The organism is Blautia sp. LMAG:89 (assembly GCF_008679485.1).
Taxonomy (GTDB): domain Bacteria; phylum Bacillota; class Clostridia; order Lachnospirales; family Lachnospiraceae; genus Blautia_A; species Blautia_A fusiformis.
Window position 1 is genome coordinate 196,439 of record NZ_NANC01000007.1, and the last position, 17,396, is coordinate 213,834.

12 protein-coding genes, 1 tRNA gene and 1 other RNA gene are annotated in these 17,396 nt (G+C 45.4%); 5 read left to right on the forward strand and 9 right to left on the reverse strand.

Translation table 11 applies throughout. The features are described from left to right. Positions 1-229 precede the first annotated feature (229 nt). Positions 230-2,134, reverse strand: a complete 1,905-nt coding sequence (locus CCC70_RS10665; protein WP_287084813.1) for an EAL domain-containing protein — start codon at positions 2,132-2,134, stop codon at positions 230-232. After that, the gene (locus tag CCC70_RS10670) at positions 2,121-3,800 is read right to left on the reverse strand and encodes a GGDEF domain-containing protein (RefSeq protein WP_287084814.1); all 1,680 of its coding nucleotides are present in this window, start codon (positions 3,798-3,800) and stop codon (positions 2,121-2,123) included. The genes CCC70_RS10665 and CCC70_RS10670 overlap by 14 nt, the downstream gene beginning before the upstream one ends. A gap of 213 nt (positions 3,801-4,013) precedes the next feature. Here CCC70_RS10670 and CCC70_RS10675 point away from each other — a divergent pair. Both CCC70_RS10675 and CCC70_RS10680 read left to right on the forward strand, forming a co-directional pair. Further along, positions 4,014-4,085 (forward strand) — tRNA-Glu (locus CCC70_RS10675). 225 nt (positions 4,086-4,310) lie between these two features. Beyond that, the gene (locus CCC70_RS10680; RefSeq protein ID WP_287084816.1) at positions 4,311-5,474 is read left to right on the forward strand and encodes a ComEC/Rec2 family competence protein; all 1,164 of its coding nucleotides are present in this window, start codon (positions 4,311-4,313) and stop codon (positions 5,472-5,474) included. A 127-nt stretch (positions 5,475-5,601) separates the two neighbouring features. Here the strand turns inward: CCC70_RS10680 and CCC70_RS10685 are convergent, their stop codons facing one another. Genes CCC70_RS10685 through CCC70_RS10705 form a run of 5 tightly spaced genes read right to left on the reverse strand, consistent with a single transcriptional unit; the run spans position 5,602 to position 13,109 of the window. Further along, entirely contained in the window at positions 5,602-7,755 is a 2,154-nt protein-coding gene (locus CCC70_RS10685) for an RNA degradosome polyphosphate kinase (protein WP_059085223.1), read from the reverse strand. Between the two features lie 16 nt (positions 7,756-7,771). Then, on the reverse strand, positions 7,772-9,307 hold the full coding sequence (locus CCC70_RS10690; protein WP_161209011.1) for a Ppx/GppA phosphatase family protein: 1,536 nt from the start codon (positions 9,305-9,307) through the stop codon (positions 7,772-7,774). A gap of 34 nt (positions 9,308-9,341) precedes the next feature. Next, a complete protein-coding gene (locus tag CCC70_RS10695) occupies positions 9,342-10,658 on the reverse strand; it encodes an ATP-binding protein (RefSeq protein WP_287084849.1) in 1,317 nt (438 codons plus the stop codon). A 25-nt stretch (positions 10,659-10,683) separates the two neighbouring features. Beyond that, positions 10,684-11,814 (reverse strand): prephenate dehydratase, encoded by a 1,131-nt coding sequence (gene pheA, locus CCC70_RS10700; RefSeq protein WP_287084818.1) that lies wholly within the window; start codon positions 11,812-11,814, stop codon positions 10,684-10,686. Further along, a complete protein-coding gene (locus CCC70_RS10705) occupies positions 11,811-13,109 on the reverse strand; it encodes a bifunctional folylpolyglutamate synthase/dihydrofolate synthase (RefSeq protein ID WP_287084820.1) in 1,299 nt (432 codons plus the stop codon). The genes pheA and CCC70_RS10705 overlap by 4 nt, the downstream gene beginning before the upstream one ends. Before the next feature lie 253 nt (positions 13,110-13,362). On the opposite strand from CCC70_RS10705, the gene CCC70_RS10710 reads away from it, so the two are divergent. From CCC70_RS10710 to CCC70_RS10720, 3 genes are all read left to right on the forward strand, one after another. Beyond that, on the forward strand, positions 13,363-13,764 hold the full coding sequence (locus CCC70_RS10710) for a putative ABC transporter permease (RefSeq protein WP_044960605.1): 402 nt from the start codon (positions 13,363-13,365) through the stop codon (positions 13,762-13,764). Positions 13,765-13,833: 69 nt separating this feature from the next. Beyond that, positions 13,834-14,757 carry an aspartate carbamoyltransferase gene (gene pyrB, locus CCC70_RS10715; RefSeq protein ID WP_022426605.1) on the forward strand — a complete coding sequence of 308 codons (924 nt, stop codon included), beginning with the start codon at positions 13,834-13,836 and terminating at the stop codon, positions 14,755-14,757. Further along, entirely contained in the window at positions 14,751-15,188 is a 438-nt protein-coding gene (locus tag CCC70_RS10720; RefSeq protein ID WP_015525765.1) for an aspartate carbamoyltransferase regulatory subunit, read from the forward strand. Before pyrB ends, CCC70_RS10720 begins: the two co-directional genes overlap by 7 nt. A gap of 183 nt (positions 15,189-15,371) precedes the next feature. Here CCC70_RS10720 and rnpB read toward each other — a convergent pair. Both rnpB and CCC70_RS10730 read right to left on the reverse strand, forming a co-directional pair. Beyond that, positions 15,372-15,722, reverse strand: an RNA gene (gene rnpB / locus CCC70_RS10725) — RNase P RNA component class A. Between the two features lie 68 nt (positions 15,723-15,790). Beyond that, positions 15,791-17,164 carry a sodium-dependent transporter gene (locus CCC70_RS10730; protein WP_287084823.1) on the reverse strand — a complete coding sequence of 458 codons (1,374 nt, stop codon included), beginning with the start codon at positions 17,162-17,164 and terminating at the stop codon, positions 15,791-15,793. Positions 17,165-17,396: the final 232 nt, after the last annotated feature.

The window sequence follows — 17,396 nt, forward strand, 5'->3', positions numbered from 1 at the left end:
ATGTACTTGTAAAGTCCACATGATCATCTTTTTTCTGCAATTTTTCCAAAAGATACGCGTGGCAGTTCAAGGAACCGATCTTCCAAAAAATCGCTTTCTTCAGCCGCCACAGCCTATCTATTCTATCAAAAGTATCTGTAAACTTCAAGCAATTTGTGTCTGTCTGAATACAACAGGCGGAAAACCCTGCTTTTTATGAAAGCATGTTTTCCGCCTGTTTCTGATCATTTCAGGAAATTTTTTCCAGAAGCTTCTCCTCGCACAGGGGCCTGGAAAAATAATATCCCTGTATCATATCCACACCCCATTTTTCCAGAAGCTTTACCTCCTTTTCGGTCTCAGCGCCTTCTGCGATCACCTTATATCCCATATGCTGCAGGATCATGACAATGCTGCGATAAAAGGTAGCCGTCTGAGGATCGCTGCTGATCCCGGACAAAAGAGAACGGTCCATTTTTACCGCTGAAAACGGAATGCGAAGAACTGCGTTCAGATTTGCATAACCGGAACCGAAATCATCCAGGCACATGTGGATCCCCACTTCTGCAAAATCATCAATGGCTGTGCAGAAGCTTTCGCTGTATTCGGTTGCCACGTTTTCCGTGATCTCAAACTGAAAATATCCCGGATCTAATCCATACTCCTGTATGATCCCGATAAGCACATGGCTGTATCCGGGTTTCATCAGTTCGGAAGGAGAAAGATTGAATTTCACATTCCGGATCTTCTTCATGATATATTCATGTTCTTTTATAAAACGGCAGACCTTGTGAAGCTGAAGACATCCCACTGCAGAGATCATTCCCTGTTTTTCCGCGATCCCGATAAACACATCCGGCGGAATCATTCCCAGAACAGGATGTTTCAGCCGGCTCAGTGCCTCCAGAGTAATAAAATCCTTGTTTTTTATGGAATATACCGGCTGATAATATACCTCGAACAGATCCTCTTTCACCGCTTTCTGAAGAAAATGCTCCACTTCCTGCTCATAGCGGAAGCCCTCCAGGATCTTGCTGTCCGACTGGATCAGGACCGTATCCTGCCGGTTCTGTATCAGAGATATCATATATTCGATATAAGAAAGAATACTATCCTCTTTTTCCAGTTTTTCCGCATTCATGATCCCGCAGATCGCAGCATGGAACGACACCTTTTCGTTTTCGATAAAAAACGGCTTTTTCAGAAATTCTTCTATTCCGTCCCTGGCTTTTTCATAATCTGTCAGCGAGTCCAGCACTGCCAGAAAGCAATTGCCTGTGATACGAAAGATCTGCACTGAATCCGTGATCTCCCGAAATCCCTTCGCCGCCCGGATCAGCAGCTGATCTCCCACTCTGGTACCGTAGATCCGGTTGATCTGCTTCATATTGCGGGCATCCACAGCAAGCAGATGAAAGCTTTCTTTTCGATAGAGCTTTTCTCCGATCCATTTGTCAAAATACTGTTTGTCAAATAAACCTGTCATACTGTCCGTATATTCACCTGGATTGTTCATAGTAAGATAGATCAGCCAAAGTCCTACAGAAAGTCCGAAGCCGGTAAGCAGTATTCTTTCCGCGGCAATCTGGAGAAACAGGCAGGCTGCTTCGATAAACCAAAATCTCCATATGGTGCGCCGTATTTCTTTTTCTGCTGTTTTTCCATAAAGTAACATAAATGCAACGATCACCAGCATAAAAAAGAATACATATCCATAGAGCAGAAAATGAAAACTTCCCCGGATAAATCTACCTTCCTGGTCAAAATAAAAAAGCCATCCCGTCCGTAAGTTTGCTGTAACTGCCAGCAGCATTGCAGCCGGCAGGACCACCCAGCCGGTTTTCAGACATTTATACTTCTCCTTCTGTCTTCCGGTGATGATCCGAATGTAGCAAAAAAGCCCGTAGGTAAGTATGACATCACAGAAATAATAGAGCGTCAGGACCAGCGCTGACATTCTGCAGCCTTCGCTGCTGCCGCCTCCCGCGATCACCGCACTCAGCATATCCAGCAGCACGTAAACGCCGCTGAAAGCCAGAAAACATACAAAACTCCTGTTTTCCGCATTGTTCAGTCTTTTATGAGAAAAATAATGTATCGCGATCATCGTCACCAGAACAAGGGATGTGATCTGAAAACAGTTAATATACTCCATTTTTCAAATCCCCCTTCTTTTTGTTCTCATAAAGCTTCCTGTCTGCCTCATATTTCCATTCTCCCATGGATTTCAGAGAGCCATCCTTATTTCGCAGATGGCTGCATCCCAGGGACAACGAAAAACGATATCTGCATCCTCTCCCGATATTCCGGAGTTCTTCTTTCAGGCGTTCCGGCCAGAATTCGTCCGGTACTTCCGGATCATAGACCAGAACCGCAAATTCATCCCCGCCGATGCGGTAGCAGGTTCCTTTTTCCCGGAAAACGTTCTCCACACATCTGGCCGAGATCACCACCATCTCGTCTCCTGCAGCCCGTCCGTATTCTTCGTTGATCACGCGAAGCTGATCGATATCGATATACATAAGAAGGATATCCCGGTATCTGCCCATATCTGCAGAAATACTTTCCAGTTTTTTCTCAAAATTGGCTCTCGTCTCAAGTCCTGTCATCCCATCCTCTCTGGACAGTCGTTCGTAAGCCTGGGATTCCAGACGGTAACGGACGTTGTCTGCCATCATCATGACTGCGTCTGCAATGACCAGCACAAGAAACACAAGATTTCCCAATTCAAAAATGGATCCATAGTAGGAAATCTCGAACAGCCAGTACAGGATCAGCGCTATGATACCGCTTGCTCCCACGATGATATATGCAATGAGAAGCAGATGTATCTCACGCTGTTTATGCTTCCGGTACTCCCGGATCAGAAGTACCGCTGATATCAGGACCCACACAACCAGCAGGATATGTGTTACAAACAGCATATCCTTAAATTCAAAGGCTCCCAGGATCACCAGAACTCCCTGTAAAACAGCATTCAGATAAAATGTAAAGATTCCAAGATCCAGGAGCCTGTATTTTTTCATGTTTCCGATATTCTGCAAAAAACGCAGCATCGGAACTGCCAGCAGCATGAACATATAAAAAGAAATGAGACATAATACTTCGGGGCATCTGCTGTAGCTTTGTGCCAGTGATGAGTCCGTCACCAGCCAGATACTGCACATCATAAGGAACAGTGCCACATCCCGGAACCGTCTGTCCGGCATCTGCCTTATTCTCATATAGATGCAGATGCACAGGGCGATCATACTTAATACGATCATGATCGTTGCCGCCCCTAAAGGAATGGCTGCTTTTCTGATCTGATACCAGGCTATTGCACTTCCGGTTCCTATGCATACCGGCTCTATAACATATTTTCCTCTCTGAGGCGCAGAATAGCTGAACGTCAGGACTTTTCCCTCTGTGTCATTACCCAGAGCGGCGATGCACTGCACCTTGGAACGCATCTGCACATTTTTGGAAAACATAGCCTCCTTATATTCATACAGGATCTTTCCATTCAGGCGTATCACCAGATCGTACTGGGCTCCTGTAGAAACCACGGTCATTCCTCTGCTTTCCGCTCCCAGACTTTCATTGTACAGGATCAGTTTTTCACCTGTTTTTGCCGGAATTTCCGCAGGCAGGGTGATCTCCTGTTTTTTTCCGTCTTTTATGTAGTACCATCCTTTGTTAAGAAGCTGTACACTGTCCTGCTTCTGGATCAGTCCCCCTGTGTGGATCGCCGCAAAGATCGCGCCAAAAACCAGCAGCACCACAACAAAAAGAAAGGATTCTCCCTTCCATATCAAATTTTTCTTTTTTCTGTAATCCATACTCTTCCTCTTTATATTTTTTTATTCCATTTCGTTTTGTATCTATCATATCATCAATCGATTTTTCCGTCAAAAAAATTGTCAAAAAACAGGGTGAAATTTTTTTTCAAAAAAAGAAAAAAAGTGCTTGCATTTTGTAAGAAAGTATTATATACTAACGAAGTCGGTTGCGGGAAACAACAGAAATCAAGAGCAAACGACACAAATGAATATGGCCAGTTGGTCAAGGGGTTAAGACGCCGCCCTCTCACGGCGGAAACACGGGTTCGATTCCCGTACTGGCTATCAACTAAAAGCAGTTAGGATTTTTATTCTGACTGCTTTTTTTGTGATTGTTATACTTCACTTTTTCCTGTTATCGCTATCAAACGTTGCTCTGAACATTGCATATAAAAATTTCGTTCTTCCTGTTTATCTGTTTTCTGTATTTTCACATATATTATTTTGCATTTCTTTCTCTTCTGTTTTATAATTTCCCCTGAAAATACTTAAGATAAGGGGTGACTTCTCATGCATCACAAACATTCTTTTCGCAGAAAGCTGCAGACATTTTTTCTTTCTCTGCTGCTTGTTCTGCTAACAGTCGCAGGAGTTCCCTCTGCTGCTTACACAGCCGAGGCTGCTTCTGCTGACACAACAATGGCTGTACACTTTCTGGATGTAGGGCAGGGGCTTTCGATCCTGGTCCAGTCACAGGGGCAGAATCTCTTGTATGACGGCGGTGACCGAGGACATTCCAGTTTCGTGGTTTCCTATCTGCAGAAACAGAATATTTCCATCATTGACTATATGATCTCCTCCCATTATGACGAGGACCATGTGGCTGGTCTTGTAGGATGCATGGACAGCTTTTCCGTAAAAAATGTGATCGGTGCAGATTATGTACAGGATACAAAGATCTATCAATCTTTTGAAAACAGTGTTGCCTCTCAGGGATTAACTGTGCAGCATCCGGAACCCGGAACGGATTTTGCTTTCGGAGGCGGGAAATTTACGGTTCTTTCTCCTCAATCGATCAGCAGCAACGATAACGACAATTCTGTTGCGATCCGGCTGGAAAACGGAAATAACCATTTTCTTTTTACTGGGGATGCAGAATCCGCAGGGGAGGAAGCGATCTGTGATCTGGGACTTGATCTTTCCTGCGATGTGATCGTTCCGGGACATCACGGTTCTGCCACTGCCACCACCTGGGATCTGCTCCAGAAGACTGTTCCGGAATATGCAGTGATCAGCTGCGGCGCCGGTAATTCCTACGGACATCCTCATAAGGATACCATGGATAAGCTTGCGGATATGGGAATACAGGTATTTCGTACTGATGAGCAGGGTACGGTGATCGCAGTCAGCGACGGAAGCAATATCCAGTGGAACCAGAGTCCCTGTAATGATTATTCTGCTGGAGATGAATCGGATACCGGCACACAGCCTTCCTCCGCTTATAAGGATTCCGGTGCGTCCGGCTATGGATCTTCTGATTCGGCTGCTGCAGATCCTCAGACCGGAGTGCAGGCCGATCCGGAGCCAGTGGGTGATATGGTCTGGATCTCCGCTACCGGAAGCAAGTACCACCGGATCCCTAACTGTGGAAATATGAATCCGGATAATGCCACAGAAATGACACGCTCCCAGGCTGAAGCTGCAGGGTATAAAGCCTGCAAGAAGTGTTATTAGAAACGTCCGCATGCTGTCAGGTTTTCTGAACATCATACAGTATTGACGTAATATGGATAATCTTTGAGAACATTATTTAAGGACAGCTATATCATAAATCGATATGACATGCTGTCCTTTTCTTTTACTATTTTATAATATCCTCCGCCGGTTCAGCCGGTACGAAGACTCTCTTCTTTTCTTTTTTCTCCTTTTTTGCTGCCTTGGCCCGCTCGGTCGCCTCCCTGCAGAATTCCATCTGGGAATTTATCAACGTTTTGCCACGTTTGTCCTGCTTCTCATACAAACCGGAGGGCTGCAGGATATGTGCTTTTACATTGTCACGGAATTCCAGATCCAGCACATGCATGATCTCTTCCTTGATCCGCTCATCTTCCACAGGAAAAACAATCTCCACACGACGGTCAAGGTTACGTGGCATCCAGTCCGCACTTCCCATATAAATTTCATCGGAACCGCCATTGCGGAAATAGAAAATACGGCTGTGCTCCAGGAAATTACCGACGATCGAACGCACGTGGATATTTTCGCTGATACCCGGAATGCCCACCTTCAGGCAGCAGATGCCGCGGATCAGAAGATCGATCCTGACACCACAGGAAGAAGCATAATACAGCGCTGCAATAATCTCAGGGTCACACAGAGAATTCATCTTTGCCGCAATGTGAGCCTCTTCTCCCTTTTTCGCATGCTCCGCTTCTCTTTCGATCATTTTTACAAAACGGTCCTTCATCCAGATCGGTGCAACGATCAGGCGATTCCAGCGCTTCGGCTCGGAATATCCGGAAAGCATGTTGAACACTGCAGTTGCATCCTCTCCAAACCGTTCGTCACAGGTAAAGATACCGCAGTCTGTATAAAGCTTGGCTGTGGAATCGTTATAGTTTCCGGTTGCCAGATGCACATATCTGCGGATCCCGTTTTCTTCTCTTCTCACAACAAGAGTGATCTTACTGTGTGTTTTCAGGCCCACCAGACCATAGATCACATGACAGCCTGCCTTTTCCAGCATTTTTGCCCAGACGATATTGTTTTCCTCATCAAAACGCGCTTTCAGCTCTACAAGAACAGAAACCTGCTTGCCGTTTTCTGCGGCTTGAGCAAGTGCCGCGATGATGGGTGAATTGCCGCTGACGCGATACAGGGTCTGCTTGATTGCCAGTACATCCGGGTCCTTTGCCGCCTGACGCACGAAATTCACCACCGGATCAAAGCTCATATACGGATGATGCAGGAACACATCACCCTCCCTGATCACCTGAAAAATATCTTTATCATTCTGAAATGCAGGCACTGCTGCCGGTTTGTATTTCGGTTCCTTGAACTGATCGTATCCGTCAATACCATAAACCTTCATCAGCATGGTCAGATCCAGCGGTCCGTTGATAAAAAAGATATCATCTCCATGAACCTGAAACTCCATTTTCAGAATATCCAGAAGCCGCGGATCCATCTTATCTTCCACTTCCAGGCGGATCACCTCTCCCCACTGGCGTTTTTTCAGCTGTTTCTGGATCTCAACCAGAAGATCCTCTGCCTCATCCTCGTCAATAGGAAGATCCGCATTACGCATGATCCTGTACGGATGGGCACAGATCACATCATAGCTCAAGAACAGCTTGTCGATGTTGCGCTCAATGATCTGTTCCAGAAGTGTTACGGTTGTATGGCCTTTTTTCTCAGATGGAATGATCACTACTCTCGGAAGTACAGAAGGCACCTGTACAGTGGCAAAATCAATCTCTTCTTTTCCTTTTTTGGTATCTTTTTTGGAAAGAAGTGCTCCGATATTCAACGTTTTATTACGGATCAGAGGAAACGGTCTGGAAGAATCCATTGCCATTGGTGTCAGGACCGGATATACATTATCTTCAAAATACTGATCCACAAATTCTTTCTGCTTCTCGGAAAATGCCTCGTGCTCAAAGATCACATGAAGTCCTGCTTTTTCAAGTGCAGGGACCAGAGACCGGTTTAATGTACTGTACTGTACGTGAACAAGATCATGTGTCTGCCGGCTGATGGCTTTCAGCTGTTCCTTGGCTGTCATTCCTGCAATATCTGTTTTTTTGTACCCTGCATGAACCTGATCCTTCAGGGATGCAACACGGACCATATAAAATTCATCCAGATTGGATGAGGTGATACTCAAAAATTTCAGTCTCTCAAACAGAGGTAGATTTTTGTCTCTGGCTTCACTGAGCACACGATCATCAAATTTGATCCAGCTCAGTTCTCTGTTTACAAAATATTCCGGTTTGTCAAATTCCTTAAATTTCATACAAAAACCTCCTCCGTTATCTTCTTCCCTTCCGTCTCATTACAAGCCGGATTCCAAACACCTCTTCAAAAAATTCTTTTTTATCTTTCAGAAGCCCCAGCTCCAGAGAAACATCCCTTGCGGAATCCACCACCAGGTAAAGAATCCTGTCTTTTAAGGTTACATTAAGCGCTTTTACCTTCTGGTAATGGCTTCTGTCCATAGCATTGGCCAGGCGGAGAATCGCGGTCAGCTTCGCAGTCAGGAGATAATTTTCCCTGCTCATGGATGTTTCACGGTTGATCTCTTTGTAGCAGCCGAATTCTCTGGTATTGTACCTCACCGCACTAGCGATCACCTGCCGCTCCTCTGTGGAAAGACCTATGATCTCCGTAGCCATGATGATCCGGTAAGAGCATTCTGCCACCTCACTCATACTGATATATTTTCCGCAGTCATGAAGAAGAACTGCGATCTGCAGAAGAAGCCGTTCACGTTTTCCCATGCCGTGGATCTTCCTTGTACTGTCAAAAATATCCAGTGCCACATCGGTAGTTCCTGCAATGTGGTTCTTTCCGCTGGAATACCTTTTGGCAATGTTCCTGGATGCCACCAGGATATCATTTTCAAAATTATGTACACTTTTCAGATATTTATTTTTTTCCGCATGGTCATAGGCAATCCCGTCCAGAAGAGAAACACCCGGGATCCAGAGTGCTTCTGCCTGAAAGATTTCTATAAAGTTTCGAATGATAACCATGTTCGGCACGATCAGAGACGCATATTCCGGTTCCAGCTCCATGGATTCGGCAAGGTCATGATCGGACATGTTTACAATGGTCTCGTATTTCTTCAGGAATTCCTCCTTTGTAATGATATTCTCTCCGGATCTGTCCTGAAAGATCGTATCTGTGAGAAAATCTCCCATCAGGATCAGATTGGAGATTTCCTTGTCCTTAAGATAAAGACGTTGAAAGCTTATCAGATCATTTCGGATAAATTCCTCTATCAGCCGGTCATAATGTGGAGTTGTTTTCTCCAGTTCTTTCAGACGTTCGCGGATACGAAGACTTCCCATACGGATACTCTGGGTCAGCACCAGAGCATCTTTATCAAAGAGAGAGATCTGCAGATTTCCTCCTCCGATATCCAGGATCGCCGTACCCTTCTGAATAGCCTTTTTGAAGCCGGATTCAATGGCAGCAATGGATTTATATCCCAGAAAATGCTGTTCCGCATTACTCAGGATCTCTACCCGGATACCAGTTCTCTGATAGATCTGCTCCAGGATGATCACCGGATTTTCCAGCTCACGGAGAGAGCTTGTTGCACACGCACGCCAGCTTTCTACCCCAAATTCAGCCATCATGCGTTTAAAATCATTAAGGGTCTCGCAGAGCTCATCCACAGTCTCCATCTCTAGCCGTCCTGCAGCATAAGTTCCACGGCCCAGCTCCAGCTGGTAACGGACATCATTGATCTCCCGGAAGCCGATCCGCTTTGACATTTCAAAGATCTTCATACTGACTTCATAGGAGCCTATATCAATTGCTGCAAAGGTTGTCACCGCCATAGTTTTTCATCCTTTCCCCCAATACACAGGTAAACTATTTCTTTTTTTCTTCCTCTGTTCCCACAATGTAATCAATAAACTGCTGCGCTGCACGTCCGGTCAGTCCGCCGTGAGAGATCTCCCACTGGTTGGCTTTCAGAAGCAGTTCCTCCTCCGGCATGGTAACTCCATAACGGGCAGCCAGTGTACGGACGATCTCCTGGAACTGTTTTTTGTCCGGTTTGCCAAAGTAGATACGGACGCCAAAACGATATACCAGGGAAAGCTTCTCCTGCACGGTATCGGAGGAATGCAGATCATTGTCATCTGCGATCTCCAGCTTATCTGTGGCACGCTCACGGACAAGATTACGCCGGTTGCTTGTGGCATAGATCAGGACATTGTCCGGTTTTTTCTCAAGACCGCCCTCGATCACTGCTTTCAGGTATTTATATTCAATCTCAAATTCCTCAAAGGAAAGATCATCCATATAAATGATAAAACGATAGTTACGGTTTTTGATCTGGGCGATGACTTCATTAAGATCCTGGAACTGATGCTTATAGGCCTCAATGATACGAAGTCCCTGATCATAATACTGGTTCAGGATTCCCTTGATACTGGAAGATTTACCGGTTCCCGCATCACCAAAGAGCAGACAGTTGTTCGCCTTTCTCCCCTGTACAAATGCCTCTGTATTATCAATGAGCTTTTTCTTGGCGATCTCATATCCTACCAGATCATCGATCTTCACATGTGCGATCCTTGTGATAGGCTGGATCTCCACCTTTCCCTCCTCATCGTGGCCGATACGGAATGCCTTATGGAGACCAAGCTTGCCAACACCGAAATCTTTATAGAAGGATACCATATCATCCATAAATTCTTCGGTTGTGGTGGCTGCTGCCAGGGTTTTGCTCATCTGACAGATACGGTCACGGATCCTGGTATTAAAGAGCTTGCTGTTCTCATCCGGTGTCTGGTAATCACAGATCACCCTGCAGCATACAGTTCCGAACACTTTATCAAAGACCGTGATGTCAAAATCATACAATTCCTTGAAAATCTGGAAATCATTTTTTGCCAGGTCGTTAATACTGCCCTTGATCGCTCCTCGTATCTCGCTTGCCATACTGAAAGCGTTCTCATGATTTACCAGAAGGAAGGTAAGATATGTATGCCAGATATTTCCGGAAAAACCGTACATTCCTGCCAGCTCCACCAGCCCGTTGACACTTTTGAAAAACTGGTCTTCTCTTGCCTTGAGTGCTTCTTCATCTGCTTCATAAAGATTAATAAGTTCTGTCATATCGTCCAGTATCTCACCGTTTGTAAATCCACGGTAAAGGACACATTCCTGAATTCTTGCCAACATAATAATTTAACTCCTCTGTATCTTAATAATTTCCAAGAACACGGAGAACATTCGCCTCTGCCTCGATTCCTCTTAACGCATTCTCCACAGCGCTTTCGCCAAGTTTCCCTGTGAAATCCACGAAAAAACGGTATTCCCAGGATTTTCCCGGAATCGGACGGGATTCAATTTTGGTCATATTCAGTCCGTTGTAGATAATATGGGAAAGCATGTTGTAAAGAGTTCCGCTTTCATGAGGCAGCTCAAAACAGATGCTGATCTTCCCGGCCTTTTCCTCGTATTCCGGTTTCCTGCTTACAATAATAAAACGTGTAGAGTTTGCTTTTTCTCTGCAGATATTTTCTGCAAGGACCTTCAGACCGAATACCTCACCAGCCTCACGGCTTGCGATAGCTGCCACGCCTTTGTCCCCCACCTCACTGACCTTTTTGGCCGCGCCTGCGGTGTTTTCCACTTCCTTCTTTTTCCAGGAAGGGTTTTCCTCCAGAAATGCCTTGCACTGGGCAAGCCCCTGAGGATGAGAGCAGACTTCCCTGATATCCCCTATCTGTGCATCCGGCATGCCCAGAAGCACATGATCCACACGGATGATCTGCTCGCCTACGATATACAGCTTGTACTCCATAAGAAGGTCATAGATATCAGCCACGATACCTGCAGTAGAATTCTCAATAGGAAGTACCGCATAATCGGCCTTGCCATGGGTTACATCCTCCATAGCTGTCCTCCATGTTTTTACATGGTAGCTTTCGATATTTTTCCCAAAGTACTGCCGCATAGCCGCATAGCTGTAGGCTCCCTCTACACCCTGGAACACAACCGTTGCGTTTTCAAGGGGAACATGCTTCACAGTTTTGAAATTGCGCTCTCCGTAAATCCCATGCTCTGTCAACAGCTGGTACTGTCTCTTACGGCTGATGGCCATGATCTGACGGAAAAGCTCCTGCACGCCGAGGCTGTTAAAGTCCCCGTGGGCCTTGTTTTTCAGCGTATGGATCTTCTGGCTCTCACGTGCCGGATCCAGTACCTGCTTACCGGTTTTTATTTTATATTCAGCGACTTCCTCACTCACCTTCATTCGTTTTTCAAAGAGACGTACGATCTCACTGTCGATCTCATCGATCTCGTCTCTATATCTTTCCAAATCTGTCATTGGTTTCCTCCGTTATGTTTCCTGATAATTTCTGTAAGATCCCCCAGGAACGCCAGGGAACCAAAAGCAATGATCACATCCTCTTTTCCTGCCAGCTGATAGGCCTCTGCTACTGCGGCTTCGATGTTGTCAAAGGGCCTTACATCAGAATGAAATTCCCGCACCGCATCTGCCAGCTCCTGCGGGGTCAGAGCCCTGGGGTTATCCGGTGCCGCAATCGTCAGGATGGTATCTGCGTATTTTTCTGTTTTCCGGATGACCTTGCGGTAATCCTTGTCACGGAACATTCCCATGATGTAGATGATCCTTTTTCCCTTAAAATACCGTTCAATGGATGCAGCCAGCATGTCTGCCGCTGCAGGGTTATGAGCTCCATCAACCACAAAATCCGGTTCTGTCCCGAGAAGTGCAAATCTTCCCGGCCAGGTGGTACGTTTCAATCCATCCTGTCTCTGGACCAGTGTTGTGGGATATCCCTGTTCATTCAGGATTTCCAGTGCTCGGAGCGCTGCCACCGCATTTTCCTTCTGATAGGCACCTGCCAAGGATATTGTATATTTTTCTCCTTTATAAAGAAAGGTCTGGCCGGTTATGGATGCTTCCAGTACCTCTGCGCTGTCCTGGTCTGCTGCCTCGTATGGCACATTCTGTTCTGAGCATATTCTTCGTATGACTGCCTCTGCCTCCGGCTGCTGCTTTACAGTTACCATATGACTGTTCGGTTTAATGATGCCGGCCTTTTTTTCTGCTATCTCGCCCAGGGCATTTCCAAGAAATGCCGTATGATCCATACTGATGGATACCAGAATGGAAAGAACTGTAGTACTTATAATGTTGGTGGCATCCAGATCCCCGCCCATACCAACTTCCATTAATACCAGATCGCATTTCTCATCCCGAAAATAAAGAAATGCGGCTGCAGTTTCAATTTCAAATACTGACGGATGCGGTTTTCCCTCTTTTACGATCTCATCGATCACCTCCGCGATCCTTGTCACATATGCTGCAAATTTCTCTCTGCTGACAGGTTCTCCGTTAACCTCCATCCTCTCTCTGTAGGAATAGACCGCCGGGGAAATATATCTTCCGACCCGGTAACCTGCACCTGATAAAGCGGAATACAGATATGCGATCACAGAACCCTTTCCGTTAGTTCCCGCTACATGAACATACTTCAGTTCATCCTGGGGATCTCCAAGCCGCCTCATCAGTTCTCTCATATTTTCCAGTCCCAGAACAATTCCCTTTTTCAATTCCGCAGCTCTGATGTAGGCACGACTTTCTTCATAATTCATCGTCTGTTTTCTCCTTCCGCATGTGTTGATGATCCATTACTGCTTTTTCACTTTGCAGTAATAATTTTGTTCATTATAACCCACGTGTATATTTTTTTCAAGGCAGGGAAGGCTATTAAAGACGCTTTTCCACGTTAAATATATTTAAAGTCCAGGCGGATATTCGCAGCCCCGCAGGGGACTTTCTTAATTCAGTTAAACTGACATTTTTCCGGAAAGCGCAGGATTTCTGCTGATGAGAAGGAGCTTTAAAATGCAAAAGAAGGATTTTTTTCTGTGTGGTTTTACAGGCTGGTGTCTGGAGATCTTATGGACAGGACTGCACTCTCTTGTCACCGGACATTTTACTATGATGGGCAAAACCTCTCTTCTGATGTTCCCTATTTACGGACTTGCAGCACTGATCCGTCCGGCTTACTACAAGCTTGCCCGCTTTCCGGTTATGGTACGGGGGATCATTTACAGCTGCGGGATTTTTTTCGTGGAATTTTTAAGTGGATCTTTTTTTCAGAAGCTTCACATCTGTCCCTGGGATTATTCTCATGTTCCGCTTCAGTATAAAGGAGTGATCCGGCTGGACTATGCTCCTCTGTGGTTTTTTACCGGTCTCTTTTTCGAATGGCTTCTTCGACAAAATCCTCGGAAAGTCTCTTGAAAATCTCACAGTTATATTATATGATAACTGGAAGGAATCTTATTTCCAGTAAATAATTGGAGGTACAACATGAGACATTTAATGAGTCCATTGGATTTCTCGGTTGAAGAGCTTGATAAGCTTCTGAATCTCGCCGACGACATCGGGAAAAATCCAAAAAAGTATGCGCATACCTGTGATGATAAAAGGCTTGCGACATTGTTTTACGAACCAAGTACACGTACACGTTTAAGTTTCGAAGCAGCCATGATGAATCTTGGAGGAAAGGTTCTCGGTTTTTCTTCTGCTGATTCCAGCTCCGCATCCAAAGGCGAAAGCGTCGCTGATACTATTCGCGTTGTTTCCTGTTATGCAGATATCTGTGCTATGCGTCATCCGAAAGAGGGTGCTCCGCTTGTAGCTTCTATGTCATCCAATATTCCGGTGATCAATGCCGGTGATGGCGGACACCAGCATCCTACCCAGACATTAACCGATCTTTTAACTATCCGCTCCCTGAAGGGCAGACTTGACAATATTACCATCGGCCTCTGCGGTGACCTGAAATTCGGCCGTACCGTTCACTCTCTGATCGAGGCTCTGGTCCGTTATGAAAATGTGAAATTTGTTCTGATCTCTCCGGAGGAGCTTCGTATTCCAAGCTATATCCGTGAGGATGTTCTGAAACGCAACAATGTCGAGTTTGTCGAGGAGGAACGTCTGGAGGATGCACTTCCGGATCTGGATATCCTGTACATGACCCGTGTTCAGAAGGAACGTTTCTTCAACGAAGAGGATTATGTCCGCATGAAAGATTTCTATGTTCTGGACAAACAGAAAATGGAGCTTGCACCGAAGGATATGTATGTCCTCCACCCACTCCCACGTGTTAACGAGATTTCTGTTGAAGTGGATTCTGATCCACGTGCCGCTTATTTCAAACAGGTCCAGTATGGTGTGTATGTCCGTATGGCCCTGATTCTTACATTACTGGAGGTGGAACTGCCATGTTAAACGTAGGTGCTCTTCGTGAGGGTTATGTTCTGGATCATATCAAAGCCGGCAAGGCAATGACGATCTATCATGACCTGAAGCTGGATAAGCTGGACTGTACGGTTGCTATCATCAAAAATGCCCGCAGCCAGAAAATGGGAAAAAAGGATATCATCAAGGTTGAATGCCCCATCGAGGATCTGGATCTGGATATCCTTGGTTTTATCGATCATAATATTACCGTAAATATCATCAAGGACGAAAAGATCGTTGCAAAGAAAGAGCTGAAGCTGCCGAAGCAGGTTGTGAACGTGATCAAATGCAAGAATCCTCGCTGCATTACTTCCATCGAGCAGGGACTGGATCAGATTTTTGTTCTTGCAGATGAAGAGAATGAGGTTTACCGGTGTAAGTATTGCGAGGAGAAATATCGAGGTAAACGGAATAAATAGGGATTCAGGGATTCCTGCGGGAATTATTAACAAACGGACGCGTACGGCTCCTGCGAAGGCCTGAATATCGAAGCGGGGACCGGGCGCTGTGTTTTCATAGAAAAGTTTTTTACAAAAAAGCAACTGATATTTTACAGAACATATCTGCAAAATACAGTTGCTTTTATTATGTGCTTATTATCATACACAGTCAGACCGATAAGCCGGGTTATGTCGTTGGGTGATCATCTATCTAGGCCTTCCGTTGCCAGAAGGCTCAAGCGACCTACCTGAAAGCACGACGGGCCGCCGTATGGCTTTCTTCTCGGTCTTGCTTCGAATGGAGTTTACATGTGCCCGCTCTGTTACCACAGCGGCGGTAGTCTCTTACACTGCCTTTCCACCCTTACCCCGCAAAACGGGGCGGTTTATTTCTGTTGCACTGGTCTGGGAGTTACCTCCACCGGACGTTATCCGGCATCCTGCCCTGTGAAGCCCGGACTTTCCTCGTCTGGACCCTTTCGTCTGTCCAGCCGCGATCACCTGGCCTGGCTGCGCACCTGCTATTTTAACACAGGTGTATAGACTTGTAAAGTTAGAATTTTCTTGGTCTCCTATGTCTTTTACATGGAAATCCATCCAAATGCATTTGCCACAGAACTGAAAAGAATGATCGCCGCAAAGATTGGGCAAAGATACTGGATCATAAAATTAAAGATTCTTTTTCTGCGGAAAGTACCACCTTCCTGCAGTACTTCCTCTTCAATCTTCTTTGTACCAACTACTCTGGATATCAGAAGACAGGTAGCAATCGCTGCGATCGGCATCATGACAGAGTTCGTCAGGAAATCAAAGAAATCAAGGAACTGCATTCCAATGATCTTAACACACGCCAGAGGACCATAGCCAAGAGAAGAAAGACTTCCGAGAACAACCATGATAATTCCGACAAATACTGTCGCCTTCTTGCGCCCCCATTTCAGTTCATCCTGAAAAGTAGATACTGCACTCTCAGTCAGTGCAATAGAACTGGTCAGAGCTGCACAGAGAACCAGTATAAAAAACAGGATTCCAACCAGAGTTCCAAATCCCATGCTTGCGAATACCTTCGGAATCGTAATAAACATCAGTGCCGGTCCCGCCTGTAACGTATCCGGATCTCCACCGGAAAATGCAAACACAGCCGGAATGATCATCAGACCTGCCATCATTGCGATCGCTGTGTCAAAAATTTCTACATTTTGTGTAGACCCTTCAATAGATACATCCTTTTTCATATAAGAACCAAAAGTTACCAGAATACCCATTGCGATCGACAGAGAATAAAACATCTGTCCCATTGCCGCAACCACTGTCATCCAGGAAAAGTTTTTGATATTTGGTATCAGAAAACATTTCACGCCCTCCAGTGCTCCTGGTCTTGTTACCGAATAAACGACAATGACAACAGACAAGAATACCAGTATCGGCATCATTACTTTGGAAACTCGTTCCACGCCATTCTGCACACCTGCATAAATGATCACTAGCGTAAGCAGTGTAAAAAACAGGAAACAGGTTTCTGTAGAAAATCCATCCGCTATAAAAGCAGAAAAATATCCGTCTTCAGCAAGAGTCTGACTGCTTCCCTTTACATACTCCACCAGGTACTTAATTACCCAGCCACCGATCACGGAATAATACGGCACGATCAGAACCGGTATGATCGCATTGATCCAACCGCCAAAAGACAGCCACTTTGATTTACCAAAAGTTCCAAACGCACCTACCGGACTTTTCTTTGTCATACGTCCCAGAGCTGTCTCTGCCACGATCATAGAATATCCGAAGGTCAATGCCAGAATGATATAGATCAGTAAAAAAATTCCACCGCCGTACTTTGCCGCCAGATAAGGGAATCTCCATATATTCCCAAGCCCTACTGAAGCACCGGCTGCAGACAGCACAAATCCGATCTTCCCGGAAAATGTACTTCTCTCATGTTTGTGTTTCTCCATAATTCTTCCTTTCCCGTCACATTTTTCATATTCTTTCTTTATGTCTTCTCAATTTCCGCCCATATGATGATACCACGCTTTTATCTCTCAGGCAAACAATATATAAAAAAATACAGAGCTTATATTTCCTGAATTACTGTTCACTCCATTCTCAATAACACGCTTCGCGATGCACAGAATTTATGCTAATCACATAAATTCGCGCAGTATGGCTCGGGTTTTCTGTGACCTT